We start from the raw sequence: 26,302 nt of genomic DNA, 5'->3' as shown, positions 1-26,302 counted from the left end.
ATTCTGGGAGCCGTAGTTGCGGAAGCCAGTGGCAACAATGCACTGGCCGGGGCAGCAGGTGCGGCTTCCGGTGAACTGGCGGCGAAGGCACTGGTTAAGCACTTTCATGGAGAAAATGTTAAAGTCAGTGAATTAAGTGAAGAGGAGAAGCAGACTATCAGCACCCTCTCTACTCTGGCTGCCGGGCTGGCAGGCGGGATTGCGGGTGACTCCACCGGCAGTGCCGTTACTGGTGCCCAAGCCGGGAAGAATGCGGTGGAGAATAACTCTCTGGCGGGAGATAAAGCGAGAGAATCCGTCAAAGAAAGTACAGAGTATTGGAAAAATAAAGTCCGGGAGAATTTAGGGGAGAATACTGTCAGCCAGATTGTCAATGGTGTGTTAACGGCAACGGGTGAAGCAGGTGATCTCGCTCTTGCTACAGGCGATCTAGCACTAGATTCCACGTTAGCATTAGGCAGTTGTACGATGGGAGCATCCTATTGCGATACAGCCATTAATGACCTGAAGAAGAAAGATCAGGGAGCGGCTAACGCCCTCCAGTCGCTGGTCAATGGTCAGGCATGGGACGGAGTAAAAAAGACCGCGAATAAAGCCTACCAGGGCGATCAAAAAGCACTGGAGCAATTGAGTAGCGTTATTGCCGGTGTGCTTTTACCTGTTAATAAGCTGCCTGTGGCGGGAGCAGGTGGTAAGATGGTCGAGCCGGTCACCGGAAAAGGGACAACAGGTTCAACAATACTGAATGCTAGTGAAGTTCGTTTATCCCAGAACAGTGTTTCATATAATAAAGTTGATCGTACAACAGGTGAAAAATATACCTACGATGATTTAGTTAACAGTATGAAAACGAATGGTTGGAAAGGAGAGCCTATTGATGTTGTTAAAATGCCTGATGGAAAAATAACAAGCATGGACAATACTCGTATTAGTGCGGCCAGAGAGGCTGGTATTGAGGTAAAAGCTACAGTACGTAGTTTTGATGAACCTCTAACTCCAGAAATGCAAAAGGCTAGAAATTGGGAACAATATCAAACATGGGGAGAAGCTATCCAAGGTAGGATTAATAATCAGTCTGGTAAATTTAGCGAATTAAATCCTTATGGCGCTGAACAATCACCTAAAATTAGAGGTAAGAAATAATGCCTGAGATATATTTATATGATAGTCCAATATTACCTGTGGGGTTTAAGTTTCCAAAGAAATACATTCTATTGGCAACACAAAACTCCATCATTAATATAGAACCGTGGACTTTCCTTTATGGTGATATGGCTACATCCTTAAGCTATTATGGAGCCATGCTGAACAAATATAAAGATAAGACATTAATCCCATTTGCAATAGCCAGTGATCCGTCAGGGTTATATAACGATGGATATGTAGTTTTAGCCTGCTTTGATGGTGATGATATTAGTGGGGATCCTAAAGTTTATTTTCATGATTACGGTTGTAGATCTCAGGATATAAACTGGGATCAACGGTATAACTTAGAAAATTTTTCTGCATGGTTTAACTTAGCAGAAGAAGAATCAGCCCGTTACAAAGCAGAACAAGCTGATGAATAGTAGTGTTTAATCACAAATAAACTGAAAAGGTACTGTTTTAGCTAGCCAAACTCCATTATCAGCCTGATAAAATTTAAAGCCCTGCTCGTACATCGACAGGGCTTTAATCTTTAATACTATTGGATTACCGTGGCGTTGCCCAACAGCTACGGCTGTAGCCTCATTGCTTGATAAATGTACATATTGGCGTGAGCCGGCCATTAATCCCTGCTCACGAATAGAATCAATAAAACGAGTTGCTGTCCCATGGTATAAAAGCTCAGGAGGGATCTGTTGCTTATAGTTAATATCAACCTGCTGTAATGAATGCCCTTGAACAGCTCGAATGCGTAAACCATCTTCAGAAATCGTAAATCGCTTTTTATCACTTCTTTCAACAACAGATTTTATAAGTGACAGACCTAGTTGTTTTCCTTCTTTCTCTGCACAAACAATCAAAGTGTTAATATCTGCCCATCCTTCATTATCCAGAGTCAGACCAATAACTTCAGGTTGGTGGCGTAAAACATAGCTTAGAAATTTACTGACTTCTACGTATTGTTTACTCATATTAGTCTCAAAAAGACCCCGTCTTATATACCGAGGCGATTATTTTACATTGCTATCTTACTGATAATCAACCAGCCTTTTTCCGTAGTAATGATGACGGATTGCCCGGCCCGGTGATGAATCCTAATTCTTCCAACCAGCGCCCCTTAACGGTGATCTTCGGGTACAAGTTGGGCCTGTCCCGGTTAAGGGCTGCGGTAGGAATAGCCGTTACCGGCTACCTGTTTATTCCTTTTAGCGCCTGCCTTTTATTAAGTTTAATCATCATCGGATATCGTTTTTTACGTTTAACTAACGTTAATCATACCCACTTTTTATCTTTACTGATGTTGTTTTTTCGGATAATTAGCCGCTTTTTCAGGGCTTAAATCCTGCCAGATTAACCGTTTTATCCCTTTTTTATTGCGTTATTTTATGGTTTTCTTCGTAAAATAACCGGCGAGAAAGCACTTTAATACTCATCTATTCAGGTAATATTCTTTTACATGCGGATTTCTTTTCAACTCGCTATTAATGGTTTATGATCTTCGATTAAATAAAATTAATTCTCCTTTTGAAAAATTGTATTTATCTGATGGGCAGGCTTTAAGCTATTATTAAAAGTCATTTTTTAACTTATGGTTTTAATCGGTATAAAGCTTTAACCGTTGCTTTTACCCCTTTTAGCGCCTGCTTTTTGTTAAGTTTAACCATCATCGGATATCGTGTTTTACATTTAACGAACGCTAATTATACCTGTTTTTATCTTTACTGACTCTGTTTTTCGATTTTTCTATCTTTTCGGATAATCACCCCCCTTTTTCAAAGCTTAAACCCTACCAAATTAACCGTTTTATCCCTTTTTTATTGTGTTATTTTTATGATTTCCCTCATAAAATAACTGGCGAGAAAACGCTTAAACACCTATCGATTCAGATAATATTATTTTACGTACTGATTTCTTTTCAACTCTCTATTAATGGTTAATGATTTCCAATTAAATACAATTAACTCTCATTATGAAAAGTTGCATTTATTGAGTTAAATCCGTCCTTAATATAAAAGCTTTAATACCTCTGTATTCGTGCTTTTAAATGATTATGTCAGGTTAGGTAAATATTAAATAACAAAGTTAAGATAAATATTTATAAAGCCACCTCATTTAACAAACTAATAAACATACACTTCTAAACGTCCACACATCTCGACATCCAAAATAAAATTAATATATGCCATTTGGCTATATATGGTTGCTATTCATTCTTTCAGAGAAACATATCTACAGAGTTATCCTTTATAACTATCTGAATATAACGGATTATCTGGAGATGATATGACCACGTCACGCTCTGTTCTCGATATGATTGGCAATACCCCATTGCTGGAGTTAACGCATCTGAATACTGGTCAGTGTCAATTATTTATTAAGTTGGAGAATCAAAACCCCGGTGGCTCTATTAAAGATCGCGTCGCTCTTTCAATGATCGAGCAGGCAGAAAAACAGGGGCTGCTTCAACCCGGAGGGACGATTATCGAAGCCACTGCCGGCAATACCGGTATCGGGTTAGCCCTGGTCGCCTCTCTGAAAGGTTATAAGCTGATTCTGGTCGTTCCAGATAAGATGAGCCGGGAGAAGGTGTTTCACCTGCGTGCACTAGGTACCGATGTGCGTCTGACCCGTTCCGATGTCAGCAAAGGCCATCCAGAATATTATCAGGATTATGCCCTGCGTCTGGCTCAAGAAATTCCCGGCGCTTATTATATCGATCAGTTCAATAATCCGGCTAACTCAGCAGCTCACACCGCCACTACCGGCCCGGAGATCTGGCAGCAAATGGATCACAACGTTGATGCCGTGGTGATCGGTGTCGGTTCCGGCGGTACGCTGGGCGGTCTGAGCAATTATTTTGCTCAAGTCTCACCAGAAACCGAGTTTGTACTGGCCGATCCAAACGGTTCTATCCTAGTGGACTATATCGAACACGGTAAATATGGCGAAGCCGGGAGCTGGCAAGTGGAAGGTATCGGCGAAGATTTTGTTCCTCCTCTGGGCGATTTTAGCCGGGTGCACCACGCATATCGCGTCAATGATGCAGAAGCGTTCTCCAGTGCACGTGATCTGCTGTTAAAGGAAGGTGTACTGGCCGGTTCTTCTAGTGGCACTCTATTAGCCGCCGCACTGCGCTATTGCCGTTCGCAAACCACACCGAAACGCGTGGTTACACTAGCCTGTGATAGCGGGAACAAGTACCTGTCAAAGATGTTTAACGATTACTGGATGCTGGAACAAGGGTTCCAGTCACGTGTGCTACAGCACGATCTGAGCGACTATATCACCTACCGCTATCAGGATGGCGCTACGGTTTTTGTGTCGCCGGAAGATACATTGAAAACCGCTCATACCCGAATGCGCCTGTATGAGATTTCTCAGTTGCCAGTGCTGAAAGATGAACAGGTGGCAGGCATTATTGATGAGTGGGATTTGATGCACACAGTACAGGCTAATCCACACAATTTTACTCTCCCCGTTAGCCACGCGATGACTCATCAAGTGAAGACGCTGGATAAAAACGCTTCTTTGCAACAATTGATGGCAACTTTCGATGCCGGACATGTCGCGCTGATAGTCGATAATGGCTGTTTCCTCGGGCTGGTGACTCGTACAGATGTGCTGAACGCATGGCGTCAGCAACTTAATTGATCTTTTTGCAGGAATAATTCTATGACCAAGTTTGATACCAAAACTGTTCACGCCGGCTATACACCTGATCACACCGGCGCAGTAATGCCGGCGATTTATGCAACTTCAACTTATGCCCAGTCAGCTCCCGGCCAGCACACTGGTTATGAATATTCCCGCAGTGGCAACCCGACGCGTGATGCGCTGGAAAGCGCGATAGCCGAACTGGAAAACGGTAGCCGGGGATATGCGTTCAGTTCAGGTCTGGCTGCCAGTTCTACGGTGCTGGAGCTGCTGGATAAAGACAGCCATTTGGTAGCAGTAGATGATCTGTACGGTGGTACCTATCGGCTGCTAGAAAAAGTACGCAGCCGTAGCGCCGGTTTGCGTGTCACTTATGTTGAAGCGCATGATATTGCCGGTCTCGAAGCCGCAATTCGTCCCGATACAAAAATGATCTGGGTGGAAACACCCACTAATCCACTGCTAAAACTGGCCGATCTGGCTGCTATCGCGCAAATAGCACAACGACACGGTATCATCAGCGTGGCAGATAATACTTTCGCCTCCCCGTATATTCAGCGCCCGCTTGATCTGGGATTTGATATCGTGGTGCACTCAGCGACTAAGTATCTTAATGGTCATTCCGATGTCATCGCCGGGCTGGCCGTCGTCGGCAAGGATGCAGACCTGGCAGAAAAACTCGGTTTTCTGCAAAACTCGGTGGGTGGCGTGCTCGATCCATTTAGCAGTTTCCTGGTACTACGTGGAATGCGTACGCTTGCTCTGCGAATGCAGCGTCACATCGACAGTGCGGAAAAGATCGCACACTGGTTGACGCAACAACCACAGATCGAAACTGTTTTTTATCCCGGTCTCCCTTCTCATCCGCAGCATGAGCTGGCTAAACGCCAGATGAAGGGCTTTGGCGGTATGATTTCTGTTCATTTAAAAGGTGATGACGATTATGCCCGTCGGCTGATTCAAGAGTTGAAATTATTTACACTGGCGGAAAGTCTGGGAGGAGTGGAAAGCTTGATAGGCCAGCCATTTAGTATGACTCACGCTTCTATTCCGTTAGAGAAGCGTCTGGCTTCCGGGATTACTCCACAGTTAGTGAGGATTTCAGTGGGTATAGAAGATGCGGAGGATCTCATCGCAGATTTGGCTCAGGCGTTAAAAAAAGCAGCGCAATAAAAGAGAGAAACGCCAGTCAGCCGCTTAACTGACTGGCATTAGCTAAAAACCGTTCTTTATTATGCAACTGAAAATAAAGAGCAGAGGGTTATTTATCACCCAACAGCACAGATTCCAGCGCGATTTCAATCATTTCGTTAAATGTCGTCTGACGTTCTTCTGCAATAACATGTTCACCTGTACGAATATGATCAGAAACGGTACAGATAGTCAGTGCTTTTGCGCCATATTCAGCTGCAACACTGTAGATACCTGCCGCTTCCATTTCTACACCCAAAATACCGTACTTTTCCATTACATCGTACATTTGTGTATCGGGTGTATAGAACAGTTCAATGGAGAAAATGTTGCCTACATGCGCTTTAATGTTTTTTGCTTTAGCGGCATCAACCGCATTACGGACCAGATCGAAATCAGCAATCGCGGCAAAGTCATGATCTTTAAAACGTATGCGGTTAACTTTGGAGTCAGTACATGCACCCATGCCAATCACCACATCACGCAATTTAATGTCGTGACGTACCGAACCACAGGAGCCCACACGGATAAGGACTTTAACGCCAAAATCGGCGATCAATTCTTTCGCATAGATAGAGCAGGATGGGATACCCATACCGTGTCCCATCACGGAAATCGGACGGCCTTTATAAGTCCCGGTGAAACCCAGCATACCGCGAACATTATTTACCTGCCGAACATCTTGCAGAAAAGTTTCAGCAATGTATTTTGCACGTAATGGATCGCCAGGCATCAGAACAACATCTGCAAAATCGCCCATCTCGGCATTAATATGGGGAGTGGCCATAATTAAATTCCTTGTTTCTTATTTACTGGTTATTTTGGTGGTATTTGGCTGCCCGCAAGCAGCCAGTAATCGGGATTAGAACATAGGTTTGCCGTATTCCATTGGCGACAGATCAAAATATTTAGCCACTGTCTGTCCAATATCAGCAAAAGTTTCGCGGTGCCCCAGTGAACCGGGTTTCACTTTTGGTCCATAAATCAGAACCGGAATATGCTCACGAGTATGGTCAGTACCAGGCCATGTTGGATCACAACCGTGGTCTGCGGTCAGGATCAGAATGTCATCCTCTTTCACCCGTTTCAGCATTTCAGGCAAACGTCGGTCAAATAGCTCCAATGCAGCAGCATAACCCGGAACGTCACGGCGATGACCGTAAGCAGAGTCGAAATCGACAAAGTTAGTGAAGACGATGGTGTTGTCACCCGCTTTTTCCATCTCAACCAGAGTTGCGTCAAACAGTGCATCAATACCGGTCGCTTTCACTTTTTGCGTGATACCGACGTTTGCGTAAATATCTGCGATCTTGCCGATAGAAACGACTTCGCCGTTTTTCTCATCAACCAATTTTTTCAGTATCGTTGGAGCCGGTGGCTCTACAGCCAAATCATGACGATTACCGGTACGCTGGAAATGACCTGCTTTTTCACCAACAAATGGGCGGGCAATAACGCGACCGATATTATAATCACCGTCAGTCAGCTCTTCACGGGCAATTTCGCACAGTTCGTACAGGCGATCCAAACCGAAAGTCTCTTCGTGGCAAGCAATCTGGAATACCGAGTCAGCAGAGGTATAGAAAATCGGTTTACCGGTTTTCATATGCTCTTCACCCAGTTTATCCAGAATGACCGTACCGGAAGAGTGGCAGTTACCCAGATAACCCGGCAGGTTTGCGCGCGCTACCAGTTTATCCAACAATTCCTGTGGGAAGCTGTTTTCTTCATCTTTGAAGTAACCCCAGTCAAACAGAACCGGTACACCGGCAATTTCCCAGTGACCTGACGGTGTGTCTTTACCGGAAGAGAGTTCGCTGGCATAAGCGTAAGCTCCGATGATGTCTGCATTTTTATCCAGACCTACAGGGAAAGTTCCACAAGATTCCTCCGCCGCTTTACCCAAACCTAAACGGCTTAAATTCGGCAAGTTCAGAGGCCCTTTACGGCCAACATCAGCATCACCACGGGTGCAGACTTCTGCAATGTGTCCCAAAGTGTTAGATCCTTTATCACCAAATTTTTCGGCATCTTCACTGGCACCAATGCCAAAAGAATCCAATACCATGATGAATGTACGTTTCATAATTTTCTCCTGCGTCAAGTCACGCTAACAATGCGGAAATGCCACCGTTATCTAATAATAAGTATGGTTATTACTCGCTGATTTGGCGATAAACCATTGGTGTGGCTGGTTTGGCTTCTATGCCCAAAATGATAGCTTTACGTACTGCCTCCGCCGCTTCCTGCCATTCGTTTTCATTGTTGGCATGAATAATAGCTAAGGGAGTATCTGCATTCACTTCTGAACCCAGAGCAACGATATTACTCAGCCCCACACTGTAATCTATAAGATCTGCTGCCTTACGGCGCCCCCCACCAAGGGAAACCACAGACATGCCCAAAGCGCGGGTGTCCATGTCTGTGATAAATCCATGCTGTTCAGCCAATACAGGTTGGCTGAAAACAGCGGTTGGCAAATAACGGTCATAACGCTCAACAAAATCAACCGGGCCTTTTTGTGCAGCGACCATGCGACCAAAGATTTCTGCTGCTTTGCCGTTATCTAATACAGACTGGAGTTTATTGCGGGCGTCTTCACGGTTTGTTGCCAGATTACCGGATACCAGCATTTCAACACCCAGTGCCATTGTAACTTCGAGTAAACGTGGATTACGATATTCACCCGTTAAAAAACGAACGGCCTCACGAACTTCAAGTGCGCTACCCGCACTGGACGCCAGAACTTGATTCATATCCGTCAACAGCGCAGTCGTTTTACAACCCGCGCCGTTAGCTACGCTAACAATAGATTCCGCCAGTTGTTCCGATTCTTTATAAGTTGGCATAAATGCACCAGAGCCAACTTTGACATCCATCACCAATGCATCCAAACCTTCAGCCAGTTTTTTGCCGAGGATAGACGCGGTGATCAAGGGGATAGAATCCACCGTCGCGGTAATATCCCGAGTTGCATAGAAGCGTTTGTCTGCCGGTGCCAGCAAATTGGTCTGGCCGATAATCGCTACGCCAACGTCCTGAATAATGTCACGCAAGCGCCTGTCATCAGGAAAAATATCAAATCCTGGGATCGCTTCCAGTTTGTCCAGCGTACCACCAGTATGACCCAGACCACGGCCAGAGATCATCGGAACATAACCACCACAAGCCGCCACCATTGGGCCAAGCATCAAGGATGTGACATCACCGACACCGCCGGTTGAATGTTTATCCACCATCGGGCCATTCAGATTCAGGCTTTGCCAGTTCAACACCGTACCGGAATCACGCATAGCCAGAGTCAGAGCCACCCGCTCTCCCATCATCATATCGTGGAAGTAAATGGTCATCGCCAGCGCAGCAATCTGCCCTTCAGAAACGGTATTGTCACGCACGCCATTGATGAAGAAGCGGATCTCTTCTTCACTCAGTGGATGCCCATCACGCTTTTTACGGATAATTTCCTGTGCCAGAAACAAAGCATTCTCCTCATCATGATTAAAATCGGGAAAGATTCAGCCATTACGCACTCACTGGTAGGTGCATGATTATCAGTAATTGCTGCTTTGTTTTTGCCCCTGATGGCCCAAAGTGTTCAGCAAACTTCCCAACAAACTGGAAGCACCAAAACGGAAATGACGGGCATCAGCCCATTTATCACCCATAATGCGATCAGCTAATGCCAGATATTGTGCTGCTTCTTCAGCGGTACGCACGCCACCCGCCGGTTTGAAGCCAACGGTTTCACCCACCCCCATCTCATGAATAACCTTAATCATGATTTCAGCACTTGCCAGTGTGGCGTTAACGGGTACTTTGCCGGTGGAAGTTTTGATAAAATCGGTGCCTGCTTTAATTGAAATTTCAGCCGCCTTCCGGATCAGAGATTCTTCTTTCAGTTCACCTGTTTCGATAATGACTTTTAGCAAAACACCCGCTTGCGCGCAGGCTTCTTTACATGCTTTCACCATATCAAAACCAATTTGTTCATTACCGGCCATCAATGCGCGGTATGGGAAAACCACGTCAACATCATCAGCACCATAAGCAATCGCCGCGCGGGTTTCAGCTACAGCGATCTCAATATCGTCATTACCGTGTGGGAAGTTTGTCACTGTTGCAATACGGATTTCAGGGGTGCCCTGTTCACACAAGACTTTACGTGCCAGAGGAATAAAACGCGGGTAGATACAGATAGCCACCGTGTTACCCGCCGGGCTTTTCGCCTGATGACAAAGTGCCGTCACTTTTTCATCTGTATCATCATCATTCAGTGTCGTTAAATCCATCAAACTCAGCGCACGCTGCGCTGCTGCGGTTAAATCGGTCATAAAACTCTCCAACGTTATTATCGCGGCCGGCTTTACGCCTAAACCACACATTTTTTAAGCGATTGTTTGTTGGCGAGCGGACTTGGTTCCTTGAAGATGTAACCATGGTATACCCACAGCGACAGTTGAACTCCTTTTCACCGCACTATGCTCTCTTCAGTTTATGGTCCTTAATGCGAGCTTCGCCTTTATTCATACAATATTGGCATACTATTATTTGAACATTTAAACGTTCAAATAATCGAGCTAAACATCACACTAATACAATGTAATTTGCAAGATAATAATTTCATATGTGACACGAATCACATTAAAACAGATTTGCCCTCTGATTTATCTGCAAATTGAACCTTCTTACCAACAGATGATACACGATAAAAAATATAACTCACTCCCAGACAAAAATTTTGGATATGGAAACATGTTTTTTCATTATTAATTCAGCCGAACTGTACTTTCTTCATTCTATATCCAGATTTTTTATTGAGTTTTTTGATTAAAAAATAACACAATTGATCCTTTTTCAATCATTTCATTTGGGTTATATTGCAGTCTGATCACTCAATATAGGTAATAATTGCTTATGGTTAATGATTTTGATTCAGAACGAAGCGGACTGCTCTTTACGTTCACTGCGGGCGATCTCCCAGAAAAAACGTTTGCTGTAGCTGAGTTCTCTTTGCAGGAAGAGTTGTCCGAACTGTTTACCCTATCCTTAACTCTGGTCAGTAAACGGGCCGATATTGATTTGGGATCACTGTTATTACAGTCGGTAAAGTTCCGGGTGGTTTTCAACGATGTTGAACAACGTCAGGTCAGCGGCATTATCGCCCAGGCTGTACGGGGTGATTCTCATACTCACCGCACGATTTATTACCTCACTGTCCGGCCCACTCTTTGGCGAATGAACCTGAATCAGGACAGCCGAATTTACCACCGGCAAAGCGTCCCGGAAATTCTTAAAAGCTTGTTGAAAAAACACTATATTCTGGCCGATTCCCAACTGAATGAGTTTCATTACACGCGCGAATATGTGACGCAAAAACGCGAGTCCGATTATGACTTTTTTGCCCGGTTAGTCGCCGAAGAAGGGCTGAATTTCTGGTTTGAAGACGACAAACTGTTTTTCAGTGACTGCCATTTAGGCATGACGGCCAATTTACCCTTGGTCTACAACCCTGAGATAGCCCAAGCCACCGAAATGAATGTGGTTAATCAAGTGCGTCTGGGGGTCTCCATGACCCCGCAACGGGTGATCTATAAGGACCGAAATCCGCAAAATCCCGCTTACCGCCTGACACACCGGGCCAATGTCGATCCGCGTGTTGTGGGGGAAGAAACCCTGTTTTCGATCTTTGAAAGCTATGGCCGTTTTCAGAAAGATGCTGAGGCGAAACCGTTTGTTCAGCGCCGTCAGCAGGCAGTCCAGAATCAACAACAGGCGGGTAGCGGGCAAAGCAACTGTTTTAAACTGATGCCCGGTAAAATCTTTGACCTCAGCGAACATCCGGTTGATGAAATGAACACCCGCTGGCAAATCGTGACCATTCATCATTACGGCAAGTGTCCGCAGGCACTGCAAGAAACCTGCGGCGGCTCAGGAAGTTATCTGCATAACGAATTCAGTTTTATTTCCGGTTATAAGAACTGGCGAGCGCTCTATCGTTACAAACCGCTGGCGGATGGTGATGAAGTGGCGACCGTGGTTGGCCCGGCAGGGGAAGAGATTTATGTCAACAAAGAGGGTTGCATTCGCGTCCATTTTCACTGGGATCGTTATGATAAAGCCGATGAAAACGCGTCTTGCTGGATACGGTTCGCACAGGGCTGGAATGGCAGCGGTTACGGTTTTATGGCGGTTCCCCGTATCGGCCAGGAAGTGATCGTCTCCTATCTGAACGGCGATATTGATCGTCCGATTGTCACCGGCTGCACCTACAATGGTTTAAATCGGCCACCGCTGGATTTACCTGCCGAAAAAACCCGAACTACCTTTAAAACCCAGACTCACAAAGGGGAAGGTTTTAATGAATTGCGCTTTGAGGATGCAAAAGACCAGGAAGAGGTATTTATCCATGCTCAAAGAGATATGAAAACTCAAATTTTAAATGATGAAACGGTCGATATTGCAAATAATCGTCTTCATCATGTGAAACACGATGCCCATTTACGTGTTGATAATGAATATCGTGTTTTGGCTAATAATGATATCTCCGTTTCGACCGGGAAAAAATTGCATGTCAAAGCCGACGATGCGTTATTGATGCAGGGAGGAAATGAAATTCATCTGCGTTCAGGAACCACCTTGATCATTGATGCAGGCGGTGAATTAACTCTCCAGGCGGCAGGGCATTTTCTCAAAATCGATGCGGGCGGTATCACCAGTAGTGCAGGAATTAATTTCGGTAGTGGAGTGCCGGGTATAGGTTCTGGTTGGGGAGGGAAATTGCCTGATATGTTACAAAAAGAGATGAAACAGGTGAGTGTCGATATTCCTACACAAATACCAAAAATACCGGGCAAGGGGCTGTGCATCAGTTGTTTATTGAAAGCAGAACTGGAAGGGGCAACAACGATTATCAGGAAGCAATCATAATGTTGGAATTAAATGAAAAGCTAATGAGCTATCAAGAAGAACACCCTGAAACCCGGCTTTATGCGCTGGTAAATGGCCTGCAATATGAACGCTATTTTCAGGCGAAAATTAAATATATTGCCGGGGTAAATAATCCGTTATTCCGGCACTACCCTGATTCAAAAATTGCGTTTGCGGGTCCCTGGTTATTTGATATGGAATACGGACATCATTGGCGTGATAAATTATCCATGCTAGAAGATACCTTTCCTTCTGTATCATGGATATCGACACCTTTATCATTAGATCAGTTGACCCGGCATCTGGTGCCTTATTTAAATATTCAGTTGCCGACAAAACAGACCGCGCTTTTCCGTTTTTATGATCCTCGTGTTTTACATCGAATTCGTGACACGTTCGATGATGAACAACTGGCGGCGTTTACTCATGGAATTAATAAATGGATTTATCAATATGATACCGCTTATTATTCAGTAACAGGAGTAATGTTATGATTGAATTTACTCAGGTTCAAATCGATAAATTCAATAAATTAGAAAAAGATGAATTTATTGAAAAAATGAAAAATCAAATTTTATCTGAACATGCAGATTTGGTTCCCGAACATGAGTCTCTCAGTCACCGGCTGAAAGCGGCTTATGATTATTTATTGGAATTAAACTTTCAGGAGCAAAATATGCTCCAGTCTTATTTATATCTGGTAGCTTTTAATCCCAACTTTCAGTATGCCTCATCAATTAAATCTGCACTCGAATCCCCCGGTCAAAAGCCAGAGCAGCAATTTAAGGATTGTCTTAGTATTGCAAAAAATAAGATGAATAGGAGACGTTAATATGCCAATACCATTACTAGCCCCTGTCGCAGTGGGTGCTGCTGAATACGTCGCAAGCGCCTGTGCCGGGGTATTAATTGCCGTTGGGGTGATGGAAGCGGGGAAAAAGAGTTCAGTAGAAGAGGATGACAGCATTATTCGACATAAGAAAACGGATTTTGTGATAAGTCCTGAAATCACCGATGAAGATCGAAATATCGTCTGGAGCGAGGAAGCCCATGCAGACTTTTGGGAAGATGATGACCTGGATGAGGGTCCGGTTGATACCTCTGCGGTTCAAGCCAAAACTGCCGCCAAAACAGAAGCCTGTGAAAGCACAGAAAAGCAGAAAGCGTGTGAAGAATGTTTGGCTATTCCAGTGACCAGTGAGAAGTATCGTAAGGTCAGTCGCTGGAGCGCCATCACGATTAACTATCAGCGATTTATTGCCAAAACCCGCTATGACCCAGCGGCGCAGATGATTCAGGAGTTTCAATGCCTGAAAGTAACTTTTGATGGTTGGCGACCGATGTATTGTCGGTTTTTGGAGGCTAAGGCGCGGTATGATCAGTTTTTTGATATTGAGGGCGGTCCCAAAGAATGGTGGAAAGGTGAACGTTCTGGGCGAGATCAGGCGGCTCGGCAACAGGGAGTATGTAATCTGCTAAACTGTACTCCGAATGTAGAATGGCATTTTTTACAGCCGATTAGTTATCGTTATTTTCAAAGGATATTTCATATTTATAAAAATATTAGTGTTCATTATACGCCATGTCCTGAGTTAAATGGCATTGCTTAAAGAAAAAGAGGGTACAATGTCAATAATTCGTCTGGAAATTAATGTATATCATGAACAACATGAAACTATTACTGTCAACACTGTTTTAATGGATCTATTCCATATTACTCAGCAGATTGATATTTTTTTAAACCAGAAGAAAACTTGGTTTTTACAAGGATATTCTAGAAAGGAGGCATTGAAACATATCATGTTTGATGAGCATGGACCAACAGAAGTAGCAATAAAGGGCTTTGAAAAAAACCATAAAAAAAACTTTCCTTGTCTTAATGAAGGTATATGGGATGGTGAAGAGGATCGTATAGCTAGTGGTATCAGCTATAGCAAAATGTTAATGGATCGTCCTAACTGGGTTTGGTTGACTCTAAGGCTGAAAATTGACAGTGGTCAGTTCAATATTTCCCGATTAATTAATTTGGTTAAGTATTTAGCTGTTACCCGTGATTGTCCTTATATCCAAATAGAAACTAATGGCTACACTTTATGGGATAAAAATGTTTTCCCTGATCGCCTCAGTGTCGGCTGGATGCTGTATCAACCGAGAGTGATTGATAAATCCTCTCTTCCTATGGCAGAAGAAGTCCTTCCCGTTTATCAACATGATCAACAGATTGGTACATTGATTATCACCAAAAAAGGGATTTTCGATGGCCGAAATCAGGACGATATTGATAAATCCAATGATGTTGAAATTCAGTTAGTGGATCTGGGATTACTGCCATTAATGACTGAGATTTAATGGCAACGATATTATCTGCCAATCGTAAAACGATGGAGGAAATTGATGTTAAAAGCCGTTATCTTGCTGGGTGATATGACTGCTCATGGCGGTAAAGTGATTACCGCCATTGAGCAATAGACTTACAACGGTATTTCTATTGCAGGTAAAGGAGATTGGGTTGAATGTCCCCAATGTAAAGGGGTTTTTCCTATCATAGAGGGGAGCCACGCTCTGCAATATAAAGGCAAACCCATTGCGCTTGAAGGAATGCAAACAGCCTGTGGTGCCACATTAATTGCCAGCCAGCATGAATTTACGCTTATTAGTTGATGAGAATGTCATTCGAGACATTTAAATCTCTAACCAAAATCCATAACCACAGCTTAAAGATTTTATTAATCTTGGAAAAATAAGATGAATAGGAGACGTTAATATGCCAATACCATTACTGGCCCCTGTCGCAGTGGGTGCTGCTGAATACGTCGCAAGCGCCTGTGCCGGGGTATTAATTGCCGTTGGGGTGATGGAAGCGGGGAAAAAGAGTTCAGTGGAAGAGGATGACAGCATTATTCGGCATAAGAAAACGGATTTTGTGATAAGTCCTGAAATCACCGATGAAGATCGAAATATCGTCTGGAGCGAGGAAGCCCATGCGGACTTTTGGGAAGATGATGACCTGGATGAGGGGCCGGTTGATACCTCTGCGGTTCAAGCCAAAACTGCCGCCAAAACAGAAGCCTGTGAAAGCACAGAAAAGCAAAAAGCGTGTGAAGAATGTTTGGCTATTCCGGTGACCAGTGAGAAGTATCGTAAGGTCAGTCGCTGGAGCACCATCACCATTAACTATCAGCGATTTATTGCCAAAACCCGCTATGACCCAGCGGCGCAGATGATTCAGGAGTTTCAATGCCTGAAAGTAACGTTTGATGGCTGGCAACCGATGTATTGTCGGTTTTTGGAGGCTAAGGCGCGGTATGACCAGTTTTTTAATAGTCAAGGAAATCCCAAAAATTGGTGGAAAGGAGCCTATTCCGCTAAAGGTCAAGCTCGTAGACATCAGGCTGTCTGTGATGCACTAGATAGCACTCCCCATGTGGAATGGCATTTTTTACAACCGGTCAGTTCTGGCTATTTTAAAATACTGTTCAGTGAATATAAAAATATCAGTGTTCACTATACCCCCTGTCAATTCTGACAACTTTAGTTCAATCTGAGGTCAACATGGCAATAATTCATATAAAACTTAATGTACGTTATGAACAACAGGAAACCATTACTCCCAATACCGCATTGATGGACCTATTTCATATTACACAGAAAATTGATATCTTTTTCGGGCAGAAAAAAAATTGGTTCTTAAAGGGGTATTCTAGAAAAGAGGCCCTGAAACATATTGTGTTTAATGAACGGGGACCAACAGCAGTTGCAATAAAAAACTTTGAAAAAGAGTATAGAAAAAATTTCCCTGCTATTATCAATGGAATATGGGATGGTGAAAAAGATGAATTAGATAGCGGAATTGATTATTTTAAATCATCAACCTCTCGCCTTAATTGGGTTTGGTTAATACTAAATTTAGCAATTGATACTAGTCAACTTAGTCTATCCAGGTTAATTGACTTAATTAAGTATTTAGCTATCAGTCGTGATTTTCCTCATATTCAAGTCGAAACCAATGGTTATACCTTAAAGAATAAACAAGTTTTCCCTGATCGCCTCAGTGTCGGCTGGATACTTTACCAGCCCAGAGTGATTGATAAATCCTCTCTTCCTACGGCAGAAGAAGTCCTTTCCGTTTATCAACACGATGAGCAAATCGGCACATTGATTATCACCAAAAAAGGAATTTTCGATGGCCGAAATCAGGACGATATTGATAAATCCAATGATGTTGAAATTCAGTTAGTGGATCTGGGATTACTGCCATTAATGACTGAGATTTAATGGCAACGATATTATCTGCCAATCGTAAAACGATGGAGGAAATTGATGTTAAAAGCCGTTATCTTGCTGGGTGATATGACTGCTCAATGGCGGTAAAGTGATTACCGCCATTGAGCAATAGACTTACAACGGTATTTCTATTGCAGGTAAAGGAGATTGGGTTGAATGTCCCCAATGCAAAGGGGTTTTTCCTATCATAGAGGGGAGCAACACTCTGCAATATAAAGGCAAACCCATTGCGCTTGAAGGAATGCAAACAGCCTGTGGGGCAACATTAATTGCCAGCCAGCATGAATTTACGCTTATTAGTTGATGAGAATGTCATTCGAGACATTTAAATCTCTAACCAAAATCCATAACCACAGCTTAAAGATTTTATTAATCTTGGAAAAATAAGATGAATAGGAGACGTTAATATGCCAATACCATTACTGGCCCCTGTCGCAGTGGGTGCTGCTGAATACGTCGCAAGCGCCTGTGCCGGGGTATTAATTGCGGTTGGGGTGATGGAAGCGGGGAAAAAGAGTTCAGTGGAAGAGGATGACAGCATTATTCGGCATAAGAAAACGGATTTTGTGATAAGCCCTGAAATCACCGATGAAGATCGAAATATCGTCTGGAGCGAGGAAGCCCATGCGGACTTTTGGGAAGATGATGACCTGGATGAGGGTCCGGTTGATACCTCTGCGGTTCAAGCCAAAACTGCCGCCAAAACAGAAGCCTGTGAAAGCACAGAAAAGCAAAAAGCGTGTGAAGAATGCCTGGCTATTCCAGTGACCAATGAGAAGTATCGTAAGGTTAGCCGCTGGAGCGCCATCACGATTAACTATCAGCGATTTATTGCCAAAACCCGCTATGACCCTGCGGCGCAGATGATTCAGGAGTTTCAATGCCTGAAAGTAACGTTTGATGGCTGGCAACCGATGTATTGTCGGTTTTTGGAGGCTAAGGCGCGGTATGACCAGTTTTTTGATATTGGGGGGAATAGAAAAAAATGGTGGAAAGGGTATCGTTCTGCAATTAAACAAGCAGGTAGGCAGCAAGGGATATGTGATCTGTTAAATAGTACGCCCTATGTGGAATGGCATTTTTTGCAGCCGATTAGCTATAGCTATTTTAAGCCGTTACTTGAAACGATGGATAATATTAGTGTTTTCTATACTCCATGTTCTGAGTTGAGCAGCGTTATTTAAAGAGAGATACAACAATGACAGTAATTAATATAGATATTAATGTACGTTATGAACAATGGGAAACCGTCACCACCAAGACAGCGTTAATGGATTTATTCCATATCACTCAACGGCTCAATGTTTTTTTTGATCAAAAGAAAACGTGGTTTTTAACAGGATATTCTAGAAAAGATGCTTTAAAATCAAAAATATTTGATGAACAGGGACCAACAGAAACAGCAAGTACTCATTTTGAAAAATCCTATAAAAAAGATTTTCCCCTTCTTGTAGAAAGCATATGGGACGGTGAAAAGGATGATATAGCTAGTGGAATAGGCTATTACAAAATGAAAATGGCTCGACCTAACTGGGTTTGGTTAGCTCTTGAACTAACAATTGACATCAGTCAGTTTCATCTTTTCCGATTAATTGACTTGATCAAATATTTGGCTACTACCCGTGATTCTCCTTCTATTCAGGTGGAAACCAACGGCTATACCCGGCGAGAAAATAAAGTCTTCCCTGATCGTTTAAGTGTCGGCTGGATGCTTTACCAGCCCAGAGTGATTGATAAATCCTCTCTTCCTATGGCAGAAGAAGTCCTTCCCGTTTATCAACATGATCAACAAATTGGTACCCTAATTATCACCAAAAAGGGCATTTTTGACGGTGAAAATCAGGACGATATTGATAAATCCAATGACATTGAAATTCAGTTAGTGGATCTGGGATTACTGCCATTAATGACTGAGATTTAATGGCAACGATATTATTTTTCAATGGTAAAACGATGGAGGAAATTGATGTTAAAAGCCGTTATCTTGCTGGGTGATATGACTGATCATGGCGGTAAAGTGATTACCGCCATTGAGCAATAGACTTACAACGGTATTTCTATTGCAGGTAAAGAAGATTGGGTTGAATGTCCCCAATGTAAAGGGGTTTTTCCTATCATCGAGGGGAGACACGCTCTGCAATACAAAGGCAAATCCATTGCGCTTGAAGGAATGCAAACAACCTGTGGGGCCACATTAATTGCCAGCCAGCATGAATTTACGCTTATTCGTTAATGAGAATGTCATTCGAAACATTTAAATCTCTAACCAAAATCCATAACCACAGCTTAAAGATTTTATTAATCTTGGAAAAATAAGATGAATAGGAGACGTTAATATGCCAATACCATGTAAGGTCAGTCGCTGGAGCGCCATCACGATTAACTATCAGCGATTTATTGCTAAAACTAAATATGACCCGGTTACTCAAATGATCCAGGAGTTTCAGTGCCTGAAAGTGACCTTTGATGGCTGGCGACCAGCGTATTGCCTGTTTCTGGAAGCCAAGGCGCGGTATGACCAGTTTTTTGATAGTGAGGGTAAACCCAAAAATTGGTGGAAAGGGATGAAAGCAGGAAGAAAACAAGGCGCTCGACAACAAGCTGTATGTGACGTATTAGATAATACGCCCCATGTGGAATGGCATTTTTTACAGCCGATAAGTTGTGCTTATTTTAAGACACTATTTATTGAACATAAAAACATCAGTGTTCACTATACCCACTGCTCCGATTTGATGGCAACAGTTTAGCCCGAGATAAATATGGCGATAATTCGTATAGAAATCAATGTACGTTATGAACAACAGGAAACCATTACCGTAAATACAGCGTTAATGGATTTATTTCGTATCACACGACAAGCTGATATTTTTTTCGGGCGAAAAAAAACGTGGTATTTAACTGGCTACTCACGAAAAGAAGCACTAAAACACATTGTATTTGATGAACAAGGGCCAACAAAAAAGATGGTGAGTTATTTTGAAAAATCTTATAAAAAAGATTTTCCATTACTTATTGAAGATATGTGGGATGGCGAAGAGGATAACCTATCTAGTGGTATTAGCTATAGTAAACAGTCAATAAAACGCCCTAACTGGGTCAGATTAGAACTGAACCTAAAAATTGACAGCAGTCAACTTGATGTTTCCCAGTTAATTGAACTTGTCAAATACTTGGTGACCAGCCGTGACCTCCCTTATATTCAAGTCGAAACCAACGAATATACATTACGGAATAAACAGGTTTTCCCTGACCGTCTCAGTGTCGGTTGGATGCTTTACCAGCCCCGTATTATTGATAAATCCTCTCTGCCTATGGCAGAAGATGTGCTCCCTGTGTATCAAAATAATGAACAAACCGGCACCCTGATTATTACCAAAAAAGGTATTTTTGATGGAAGAAATCATGACGATATTGATAAATCCAATGACATTGAAATTCAGTTAGTGGATCTGGGATTACTGCCATTAATAACTGAGATTTAATAGCAACAATATTATTTGCCAATCGTAAAGCGATAGAGGAAATTGATGTTAAAAGCCGTTATCTTGCTGGGTGATATGACTGATCATGGCGGTAAAGTGATTACCGCCATTGAGCAATATACTTACAACGGTATTTCTATTGCAGGTAAAGAAGATTGGGTTGAATAATCCATAACCACAGCTTAAAGATTTTATTAATCTTGGAAAAATAAGGTGAATAGGAGACGTTAATATGCCAATACCATTACTGGCCCCTGTCGCAGTGGGTGCTGCTGAATACGTCGCAAGCGCCTGTGCCGGGGTATTAATTGCCGTTGGGGTGATGGAAGCGGGGAAAAAGAGTTCAGTGGAAGAGGATGACAGCATTATTCGGCATAAGAAAACGGATTTTGTGATAAGTCCTGAAATCACCGATGAAGATCGAAATATCGTCTGGAGCGAGGAAGCCCATGCGGACTTTTAGGAAGATGATGACCTGGATGAAGGGCCGGTTGATACCTCTGCGGTTCAAGCCAAAACTGCCGCCAAAACAGAAGCCGGTGAAAGCACAAAAAAGCAGAAAGCGTGTGAAGAATGTCTGGCTATTCTGGTGACCAGTGAGAAATATCGCAAGGTCAGTCGCTGGAGCACCATCACCATTAACTATCAGCGATTTATTGCCAAAACCCGCTATGACCCAGCGGCGCAGATGATTCAGGAGTTTCAATGCCTGAAAGTAACGTTTGATAGCTGGCGACCGATGTATTGTCGGTTTTTGGAGGCTAAGGCGCGGTATGACCAGTTTTTTGAAGATAATAAACCTAAAAAGTGGTGGAAAGGAGTTTTCTCAGCCCAAAAGCCAGGGCAAGATCACGAACGTTTATTAACCACAAAATGATTAATTAACGCACTAAAATTGATTGATTAATGAACTTTGCTAGTCATTAATGGGTCTTGAATGTTCAAGATTTAACCAAAATGAATGATAAGTGCACACTCATGCTCTCTCCCTGAGTCATGCCTTTTGCTCTAAATAACTTTTCAAAATAGTGATACACCTTGCCAACACCTTACATAACAAGGGTTGTGGTATGCATAGTACAAAGCGGTTCATCAGACGTCAGAGTAGCCCTTTTCAGATATCAATCGAATAGACCAACTGTATCGGTATTATGAAATTCTATTTAGGAATTATTAATCGAGAATATATGATTAATGAGAAAGAGCGTATAGATATCCAGAAACGACTTAATTCATTAATTAAAGAGCAAGATGTTAATAAAAAGGCACTAAATAACTTTCCAAAATAGTGCTACACCTCATGCACTCATAATTACATGTATAACAATGAGTTGAAAGAGTCTATGTGTAGCATAATTATGAATTGTTATTTAGCCAGTTGGGACATTGATGTTGATAATTTATGGAAATCATGTGTAGAATTAGGATTATTAAATTCATCAGAAATTCCGTCCTCTGATAAGAAAATAGAATCATTAAATTATATCAATAAAACTTACCTTGAAGGGAGTATAGAAAAATTACTAGGAAAGCCAAATTATGAATATACAAATGAACGGATAAAAACAGTAACTATGCAGGGAGAAAAGATTCAGCAGGAAATTGATACATTGAGAGTGAAAATTAGAAACCTTGAACAACTTTCTTTTAGGGGAAAGGATTTTACTCAAGCAATAAAGAAAGAAAAAGAGCATGTTGTTGGATTCACTTGGTTAAAAGAGAACTTATATCCTGAAGGTGAATGCATAGCTTGCGGTTCAAAAACCAACGCATTATCTAGTGTCGTGGATAATCTTGAACGTAAAATATCAAAATTAAACTCAATTTCAGATATACTTTCCGACAATCCTATTGCAGATAAAGAAATTCATAAATTAAAAAAAGAATTACGAGATCTACAAGATAAACTATATAAAGTAAGAAAAGAAAAATTTCATTTTGAAAAAATATATAAGTCAACTAATGATTCATTAAATAAGGTTTACGTCCTTATTGGCCGTATTCAGGAAACACTATCATCCTTAAGAAAAGTAAAAAACACGGACGATACAAGTGAAAAGATAAAAATATTGGAGCCTCAATTAAATTAATATTTAAGAATATCTAATAAAGAACAAAAGGAATATGTTGTTTATAAAAGAATAAATTCTCTTATTGAGAAATATGCTGATAAATTTGGATTAGAACGCCGCGGAGCATTAATCTTGATAAAAAGGAACTAACTTTAAGTTTTAAACGATCAGAATATGGTAAAAATGAATTTTTATGGGAAGTGGGTAGTGGTGCTAATTGGATGGGATACCATATTTCTACATTTCTAGCCTTACACGAATATTTATCAGATAAGGATCACAGCCATCTACCTCCCTTCAGTTTCTTAGTTATCGATCAGCCCAGTCAGGTTTATTTCCCTAGTGCTGAATCTGGCGATAACATACTAGATAAGATGGGCGCAGATCAGGATCTAAAAATAACAAGACAAAATGATATTATTTCGACCAGAAGAATTTTTGAAATGCTACCTAATGCTATTGAGGAAAATAGTTATAATTTTCAAGTTATTGTACTGGAACATGCCGGTGAGTCAATATGGGGACAAGTCAGAAACACCTATGAAGTGGCGAACTGGAAAGATGAAGGTGATGGACTTATTCCTAAAGAGTGGCTTCAATAAACAATAATGACATTTTATTTAAAAAAACTATCAGCAGAGGGAGTTTTCCCTCTGCATTATATAATTAAGCAAAGTATACATCACAAATCAGGAATAAACCCCTCTTCCCGCAGTACCTTAATCACCCCACGTATCAGATACGAGTTAGAAAACTTCGCCGTATAGGTACGGGCCCCTTCTCCTACTGGCTGAAGCAGTCCCCGCTCAATCAGCTTACCAAGCTGATAAGTCACCTGTGTCGGTTTCAGGTCAGGTAAAACGGTGCGTAGATCGCCCGCTTTTATCGTCCCTAACTCAACAGAACGTTTCAGAACCTTCGATTCCAGCGGGTTTATCAGCCCTCTCTCCGACGAAAAATCGATAGCCGGATACAGGATCTTTTCGCTCAGGAAAGCATGGCGTGTCAGTTGGTCGACTTTCTTCAGCTCAGAAGAGATCCCCGAAAGCACATATAAACACCACTCTTCCAGACCCTGCTCCGTTCCCTTATCGGCTAACGAAAGCATGGCGTAATAGCGTTCACGATCGTTGCAGAATACCGCTGTCGGATTGAGTACCCGACCACCTGCCTGAACATTAAAACCATACTTGATAAGCAACGCATAAGTCAGCAACCTGACCGTTCTGCCATTACCATTGCCAAATGGATGTATCCAGCCAAAGCGGTGATGCACCTGCGCAATCTTCATCAGATCATACTTTGGCTTATCAGCACGGTTAATAAAGGCGGTCAGTTCCGCCATATAATCAGAAACGCGGATGTGGTCCGGCGGTAAATGGTCAGACTGAGCGATGCTGACGTTATGTTGCCGATATGCGCCAGGAGTTCTGTCGCCTTCCTGTTGTAGCCCAACTACCGCCAGACTATGCAACTCGCGGATAAAATATTCCGTTATGTCATCGCCGTTGCTCAGGTATTCGTCGATGAACTCCATCGCAGCTTCAATATTGTTGATTTCTTTGAGCTGGTTCGTCGAAGTTTGCGTTCCTTCAACCTTACTTTCAACATAGTCGGCAAGCGTGGTGTGGTTTCCCTCAATCCTTGCAGAACCAAGACTTTCCAGCATGTGGAAAACGGCCTTCAACTGCGCAAACAGGATAGGGTGAACATCAGTTTCCAACCGCAGATGCCGGAGTATCTCCAGTTCCGTCAGCGCGTCAACCAAAGGGGAGTCAAAGCTGGGGTTCAGAAGCGAGAGTTCAAAGTGACTAAATTGAGCCATGATGTTTAGTTATCTCAACTGGTGCATGACGATATCTCAAAAGTATAGCAAAAATACCAATATAATCTATAAATTAGAAATGACAACGATTTAAATTATCTCAAAAACCATTGTTCCAACATATCGAATGTAAGTTTAAAAGATGTTCAATGCGAAGGGGAATGGTGTGTTATCTGCATAATGCAGTGTGGGTTAGTTTAAAGACGATTTTTAACGCTGCTTATATGTGGAGTTCAGGCCGTTATGTGTGGACCTAACTCCACACATAACGCTCCCCCAACCGCTAAAACACCGATTTTTCGTGATAACCCTCACAAAAACAAAGCGATTTTTTATGGGGGCCTTAGTGGGGGCGCTGATTACAAGAAATACCAACAAAACCAATAACAAACAGCACGTTAATCGTGGATATGATTCCGAGTCCGGCACCAATTTCAAATCAATGGATGTAAATTCACATATCAGATTAGCAATATGTATTACTGCTATTCATAAAAAATAATAAATTAAAACTACTCTTACTTCTATCCTTTGTTACTATTTTATAAGTAGTATCAATGCACAACCATCTGAACCAAACCTGAAATTCTGGGCAGGGCAAGATCATGAGTGTTCATTCCTTGCCCAACACTTGAAAGCCGGCCATTAAAACTTTGTCCAAATATTCACAACTCATATTGGCCATCTTTGTTTTGCGCCGAATACTGGCTTTTACACTGTTCTCTGCACGAAGCATATTCAGAGCGAAATGTCGCATACCCGCTAACATACACTGAACCTTAAGTATTAAGCCTCTCGAAAATACCCTCCAACCCATTATTTTTATTGGATTTTCCTTGGGGCAACTTCAACGCATTTTTGGCGAGATATTTCAGGGCCCAATCCAGATGGTGTTCTATTTCCGACCAGGCATGATGAATAATCGCGCCCAATATCGGCAACAACCAGACATCAACATTTTTGGCGGCCTTGAGAAAGGAAACTGAAGGCAAAAACTGCCTCGCCAGACTGCGCCGGACTATCAACGCCAGCAGACTTGCCCAGATGAGCCCTTCTGCTATTGCTTTCTGGCCGGTTGCAAAGCCTGTCCAATTGGTGTGGGATTTTAATTCCTTAAACAGCAGTTCGACCTGCCAGCGACAGCGATAGACCGCCATGATGTCATCGGCGGTAAAGTGGGAGGGCGTGAGCCAAAAACAAAAGCGTTTTTCCTGCGCAAACCAACGCCGGATGACCCGGAATTCGAATCGGCCACGCCGACAGGTGAAATCCAGCACTTCAGCACGGTTTTTTTTGCGACTAATCTCCCGGAGCTTTTTGCCCGCCAGTGTCGGTAATTGTCGCCCCTGTCCATTTCGGGCGCTGATAATCAGGGGATTAAGCGATTGGCTTCCCCGAACGATAAATGCCCCCCCGGACAGGGAAAGTTGTTCGAAGTACCCGAAATCCACGTAACCGGCATCCGCCAGCAGCAATTTATTGCGTAAGGTGTGAGGGGCAGGCAAATAAGCCCGCTCGGATGCCGTGTCTGCGGTCACCGTCATGGCGATGGGCAATTGGCTGAACAAAGACAGGGTCATATGGCACTCAACCGCCGCCTTCAAGGGACTGAAACGACAGGGAAAAACCCCGGCTAACTCGGGATGAACGTTGAATGAGCTGCCATCCTGCAAGAGGATATCGTCAAATTGGCTGAATTTTTTGGGTAAGGGTGGCAA

The 26,302-nt window shown here is 42.7% G+C and carries 28 protein-coding genes and 3 pseudogenes; 23 read left to right on the top strand and 8 right to left on the bottom strand.

Annotated features, from left to right (window positions below):
- Both ACGF63_RS20365 and ACGF63_RS20360 read left to right on the top strand, forming a co-directional pair.
- On the top strand, positions 1 to 1,143 hold a 1,143-nt coding region (locus tag ACGF63_RS20365; RefSeq protein WP_387632876.1), incomplete at its 5' end, for a VENN motif pre-toxin domain-containing protein.
- Positions 1,143 to 1,568: a hypothetical protein gene (locus ACGF63_RS20360; protein ID WP_036843892.1), complete on the top strand. Its 426-nt coding sequence runs from the start codon at positions 1,143 to 1,145 to the stop codon at positions 1,566 to 1,568. The genes ACGF63_RS20365 and ACGF63_RS20360, both read left to right, overlap by 1 nt.
- Positions 1,569 to 1,574: 6 nt before the next feature.
- Here the strand turns inward: ACGF63_RS20360 and ACGF63_RS20355 are convergent, their stop codons facing one another.
- Complete coding sequence (locus ACGF63_RS20355) at positions 1,575 to 2,117, bottom strand: RNA 2'-phosphotransferase (protein WP_387632874.1); 543 nt, start codon at positions 2,115 to 2,117, stop codon at positions 1,575 to 1,577.
- A gap of 1,312 nt (positions 2,118 to 3,429) precedes the next feature.
- On the opposite strand from ACGF63_RS20355, the gene ACGF63_RS20350 reads away from it, so the two are divergent.
- Both ACGF63_RS20350 and ACGF63_RS20345 read left to right on the top strand, forming a co-directional pair.
- Positions 3,430 to 4,797 carry a cystathionine beta-synthase gene (locus tag ACGF63_RS20350; RefSeq protein ID WP_036843894.1) on the top strand — a complete coding sequence of 456 codons (1,368 nt, stop codon included), beginning with the start codon at positions 3,430 to 3,432 and terminating at the stop codon, positions 4,795 to 4,797.
- Positions 4,798 to 4,818: 21 nt separating this feature from the next.
- Entirely contained in the window at positions 4,819 to 5,973 is a 1,155-nt protein-coding gene (locus ACGF63_RS20345) for a PLP-dependent aspartate aminotransferase family protein (protein ID WP_152963512.1), read from the top strand.
- 88 nt (positions 5,974 to 6,061) lie between these two features.
- On the opposite strand, the gene deoD is transcribed toward ACGF63_RS20345, so the two are convergent.
- The 4 genes from deoD to deoC all read right to left on the bottom strand — a co-directional run bounded on the left by deoD (position 6,062) and on the right by deoC (position 10,322).
- Positions 6,062 to 6,778: a purine-nucleoside phosphorylase gene (deoD, locus tag ACGF63_RS20340; protein ID WP_036843897.1), complete on the bottom strand. Its 717-nt coding sequence runs from the start codon at positions 6,776 to 6,778 to the stop codon at positions 6,062 to 6,064.
- A gap of 75 nt (positions 6,779 to 6,853) precedes the next feature.
- The gene (deoB, locus tag ACGF63_RS20335) at positions 6,854 to 8,077 is read right to left on the bottom strand and encodes a phosphopentomutase (protein WP_036843898.1); all 1,224 of its coding nucleotides are present in this window, start codon (positions 8,075 to 8,077) and stop codon (positions 6,854 to 6,856) included.
- A 70-nt stretch (positions 8,078 to 8,147) separates the two neighbouring features.
- Positions 8,148 to 9,470 carry a thymidine phosphorylase gene (deoA, locus tag ACGF63_RS20330; protein WP_387632871.1) on the bottom strand — a complete coding sequence of 441 codons (1,323 nt, stop codon included), beginning with the start codon at positions 9,468 to 9,470 and terminating at the stop codon, positions 8,148 to 8,150.
- A 72-nt stretch (positions 9,471 to 9,542) separates the two neighbouring features.
- Positions 9,543 to 10,322 carry a deoxyribose-phosphate aldolase gene (gene deoC / locus ACGF63_RS20325; protein WP_387632869.1) on the bottom strand — a complete coding sequence of 260 codons (780 nt, stop codon included), beginning with the start codon at positions 10,320 to 10,322 and terminating at the stop codon, positions 9,543 to 9,545.
- Between the two features lie 583 nt (positions 10,323 to 10,905).
- On the opposite strand from deoC, the gene ACGF63_RS20320 reads away from it, so the two are divergent.
- From ACGF63_RS20320 to ACGF63_RS20230, 19 genes and pseudogenes are all read left to right on the top strand, one after another.
- Positions 10,906 to 12,918 carry a type VI secretion system Vgr family protein gene (locus ACGF63_RS20320; protein WP_387632867.1) on the top strand — a complete coding sequence of 671 codons (2,013 nt, stop codon included), beginning with the start codon at positions 10,906 to 10,908 and terminating at the stop codon, positions 12,916 to 12,918.
- Positions 12,918 to 13,412 carry a DUF4123 domain-containing protein gene (locus ACGF63_RS20315; RefSeq protein WP_036843903.1) on the top strand — a complete coding sequence of 165 codons (495 nt, stop codon included), beginning with the start codon at positions 12,918 to 12,920 and terminating at the stop codon, positions 13,410 to 13,412. Before ACGF63_RS20320 ends, ACGF63_RS20315 begins: the two co-directional genes overlap by 1 nt.
- Positions 13,409 to 13,750 (top strand): hypothetical protein, encoded by a 342-nt coding sequence (locus ACGF63_RS20310; RefSeq protein ID WP_036843904.1) that lies wholly within the window; start codon positions 13,409 to 13,411, stop codon positions 13,748 to 13,750. The genes ACGF63_RS20315 and ACGF63_RS20310 overlap by 4 nt, the downstream gene beginning before the upstream one ends.
- Before the next feature lies 1 nt (position 13,751).
- Entirely contained in the window at positions 13,752 to 14,528 is a 777-nt protein-coding gene (locus tag ACGF63_RS20305; RefSeq protein ID WP_387632865.1) for a Tox-REase-5 domain-containing protein, read from the top strand.
- A 16-nt stretch (positions 14,529 to 14,544) separates the two neighbouring features.
- Positions 14,545 to 15,267 (top strand): hypothetical protein, encoded by a 723-nt coding sequence (locus ACGF63_RS20300; protein WP_387632864.1) that lies wholly within the window; start codon positions 14,545 to 14,547, stop codon positions 15,265 to 15,267.
- Between the two features lie 45 nt (positions 15,268 to 15,312).
- Positions 15,313 to 15,579: pseudogene (locus ACGF63_RS20295) on the top strand (PAAR domain-containing protein).
- Positions 15,580 to 15,682: 103 nt separating this feature from the next.
- Entirely contained in the window at positions 15,683 to 16,444 is a 762-nt protein-coding gene (locus tag ACGF63_RS20290; protein WP_387632863.1) for a Tox-REase-5 domain-containing protein, read from the top strand.
- Between the two features lie 26 nt (positions 16,445 to 16,470).
- The gene (locus tag ACGF63_RS20285) at positions 16,471 to 17,193 is read left to right on the top strand and encodes a hypothetical protein (protein ID WP_387632861.1); all 723 of its coding nucleotides are present in this window, start codon (positions 16,471 to 16,473) and stop codon (positions 17,191 to 17,193) included.
- 133 nt (positions 17,194 to 17,326) lie between these two features.
- The gene (locus tag ACGF63_RS20280; protein ID WP_387632878.1) at positions 17,327 to 17,506 is read left to right on the top strand and encodes a PAAR domain-containing protein; all 180 of its coding nucleotides are present in this window, start codon (positions 17,327 to 17,329) and stop codon (positions 17,504 to 17,506) included.
- A 103-nt stretch (positions 17,507 to 17,609) separates the two neighbouring features.
- A complete protein-coding gene (locus ACGF63_RS20275) occupies positions 17,610 to 18,386 on the top strand; it encodes a Tox-REase-5 domain-containing protein (protein WP_387632859.1) in 777 nt (258 codons plus the stop codon).
- A 14-nt stretch (positions 18,387 to 18,400) separates the two neighbouring features.
- Complete coding sequence (locus ACGF63_RS20270) at positions 18,401 to 19,123, top strand: hypothetical protein (protein WP_387632857.1); 723 nt, start codon at positions 18,401 to 18,403, stop codon at positions 19,121 to 19,123.
- A 21-nt stretch (positions 19,124 to 19,144) separates the two neighbouring features.
- Positions 19,145 to 19,435: pseudogene (locus ACGF63_RS20265) on the top strand (PAAR domain-containing protein).
- Between the two features lie 103 nt (positions 19,436 to 19,538).
- On the top strand, positions 19,539 to 19,952 hold the full coding sequence (locus ACGF63_RS20260) for a Tox-REase-5 domain-containing protein (protein ID WP_387632856.1): 414 nt from the start codon (positions 19,539 to 19,541) through the stop codon (positions 19,950 to 19,952).
- 12 nt (positions 19,953 to 19,964) lie between these two features.
- Positions 19,965 to 20,687 (top strand): hypothetical protein, encoded by a 723-nt coding sequence (locus ACGF63_RS20255; protein ID WP_387632855.1) that lies wholly within the window; start codon positions 19,965 to 19,967, stop codon positions 20,685 to 20,687.
- A 45-nt stretch (positions 20,688 to 20,732) separates the two neighbouring features.
- Positions 20,733 to 20,855 carry a hypothetical protein gene (locus ACGF63_RS20250; protein WP_387632853.1) on the top strand — a complete coding sequence of 41 codons (123 nt, stop codon included), beginning with the start codon at positions 20,733 to 20,735 and terminating at the stop codon, positions 20,853 to 20,855.
- 64 nt (positions 20,856 to 20,919) lie between these two features.
- Positions 20,920 to 21,150 (top strand): hypothetical protein, encoded by a 231-nt coding sequence (locus ACGF63_RS20245; RefSeq protein ID WP_387632852.1) that lies wholly within the window; start codon positions 20,920 to 20,922, stop codon positions 21,148 to 21,150.
- Between the two features lie 126 nt (positions 21,151 to 21,276).
- Positions 21,277 to 21,564: a Tox-REase-5 domain-containing protein gene (locus ACGF63_RS20240; protein ID WP_387632850.1), complete on the top strand. Its 288-nt coding sequence runs from the start codon at positions 21,277 to 21,279 to the stop codon at positions 21,562 to 21,564.
- Between the two features lie 481 nt (positions 21,565 to 22,045).
- On the top strand, positions 22,046 to 22,777 hold the full coding sequence (locus ACGF63_RS20235) for a hypothetical protein (protein WP_387632848.1): 732 nt from the start codon (positions 22,046 to 22,048) through the stop codon (positions 22,775 to 22,777).
- A gap of 83 nt (positions 22,778 to 22,860) precedes the next feature.
- Positions 22,861 to 23,361: a DUF3732 domain-containing protein gene (locus ACGF63_RS20230; RefSeq protein ID WP_387632877.1), complete on the top strand. Its 501-nt coding sequence runs from the start codon at positions 22,861 to 22,863 to the stop codon at positions 23,359 to 23,361.
- Positions 23,362 to 23,441: 80 nt separating this feature from the next.
- On the opposite strand, the gene ACGF63_RS20225 is transcribed toward ACGF63_RS20230, so the two are convergent.
- From ACGF63_RS20225 to ACGF63_RS20215, 3 genes and pseudogenes are all read right to left on the bottom strand, one after another.
- Positions 23,442 to 24,584 (bottom strand): Fic family protein, encoded by a 1,143-nt coding sequence (locus ACGF63_RS20225; protein WP_132354319.1) that lies wholly within the window; start codon positions 24,582 to 24,584, stop codon positions 23,442 to 23,444.
- A 613-nt stretch (positions 24,585 to 25,197) separates the two neighbouring features.
- Positions 25,198 to 25,353: pseudogene (locus tag ACGF63_RS20220) on the bottom strand (ISAs1 family transposase); the annotation flags it as partial.
- A 10-nt stretch (positions 25,354 to 25,363) separates the two neighbouring features.
- Positions 25,364 to 26,302, bottom strand: a 939-nt coding sequence (locus ACGF63_RS20215; protein ID WP_387632846.1) for an IS4 family transposase, incomplete at its 5' end; no start/stop codon positions are given.

The sequence above is a fragment of the Photorhabdus sp. RM322S genome, from assembly GCF_042879395.1.
Lineage (GTDB): Bacteria > Pseudomonadota > Gammaproteobacteria > Enterobacterales > Enterobacteriaceae > Photorhabdus > Photorhabdus khanii.
Note: the sequence above shows the minus strand (reverse complement) of the source record. Positions and strands in the feature narration are given on the sequence as shown.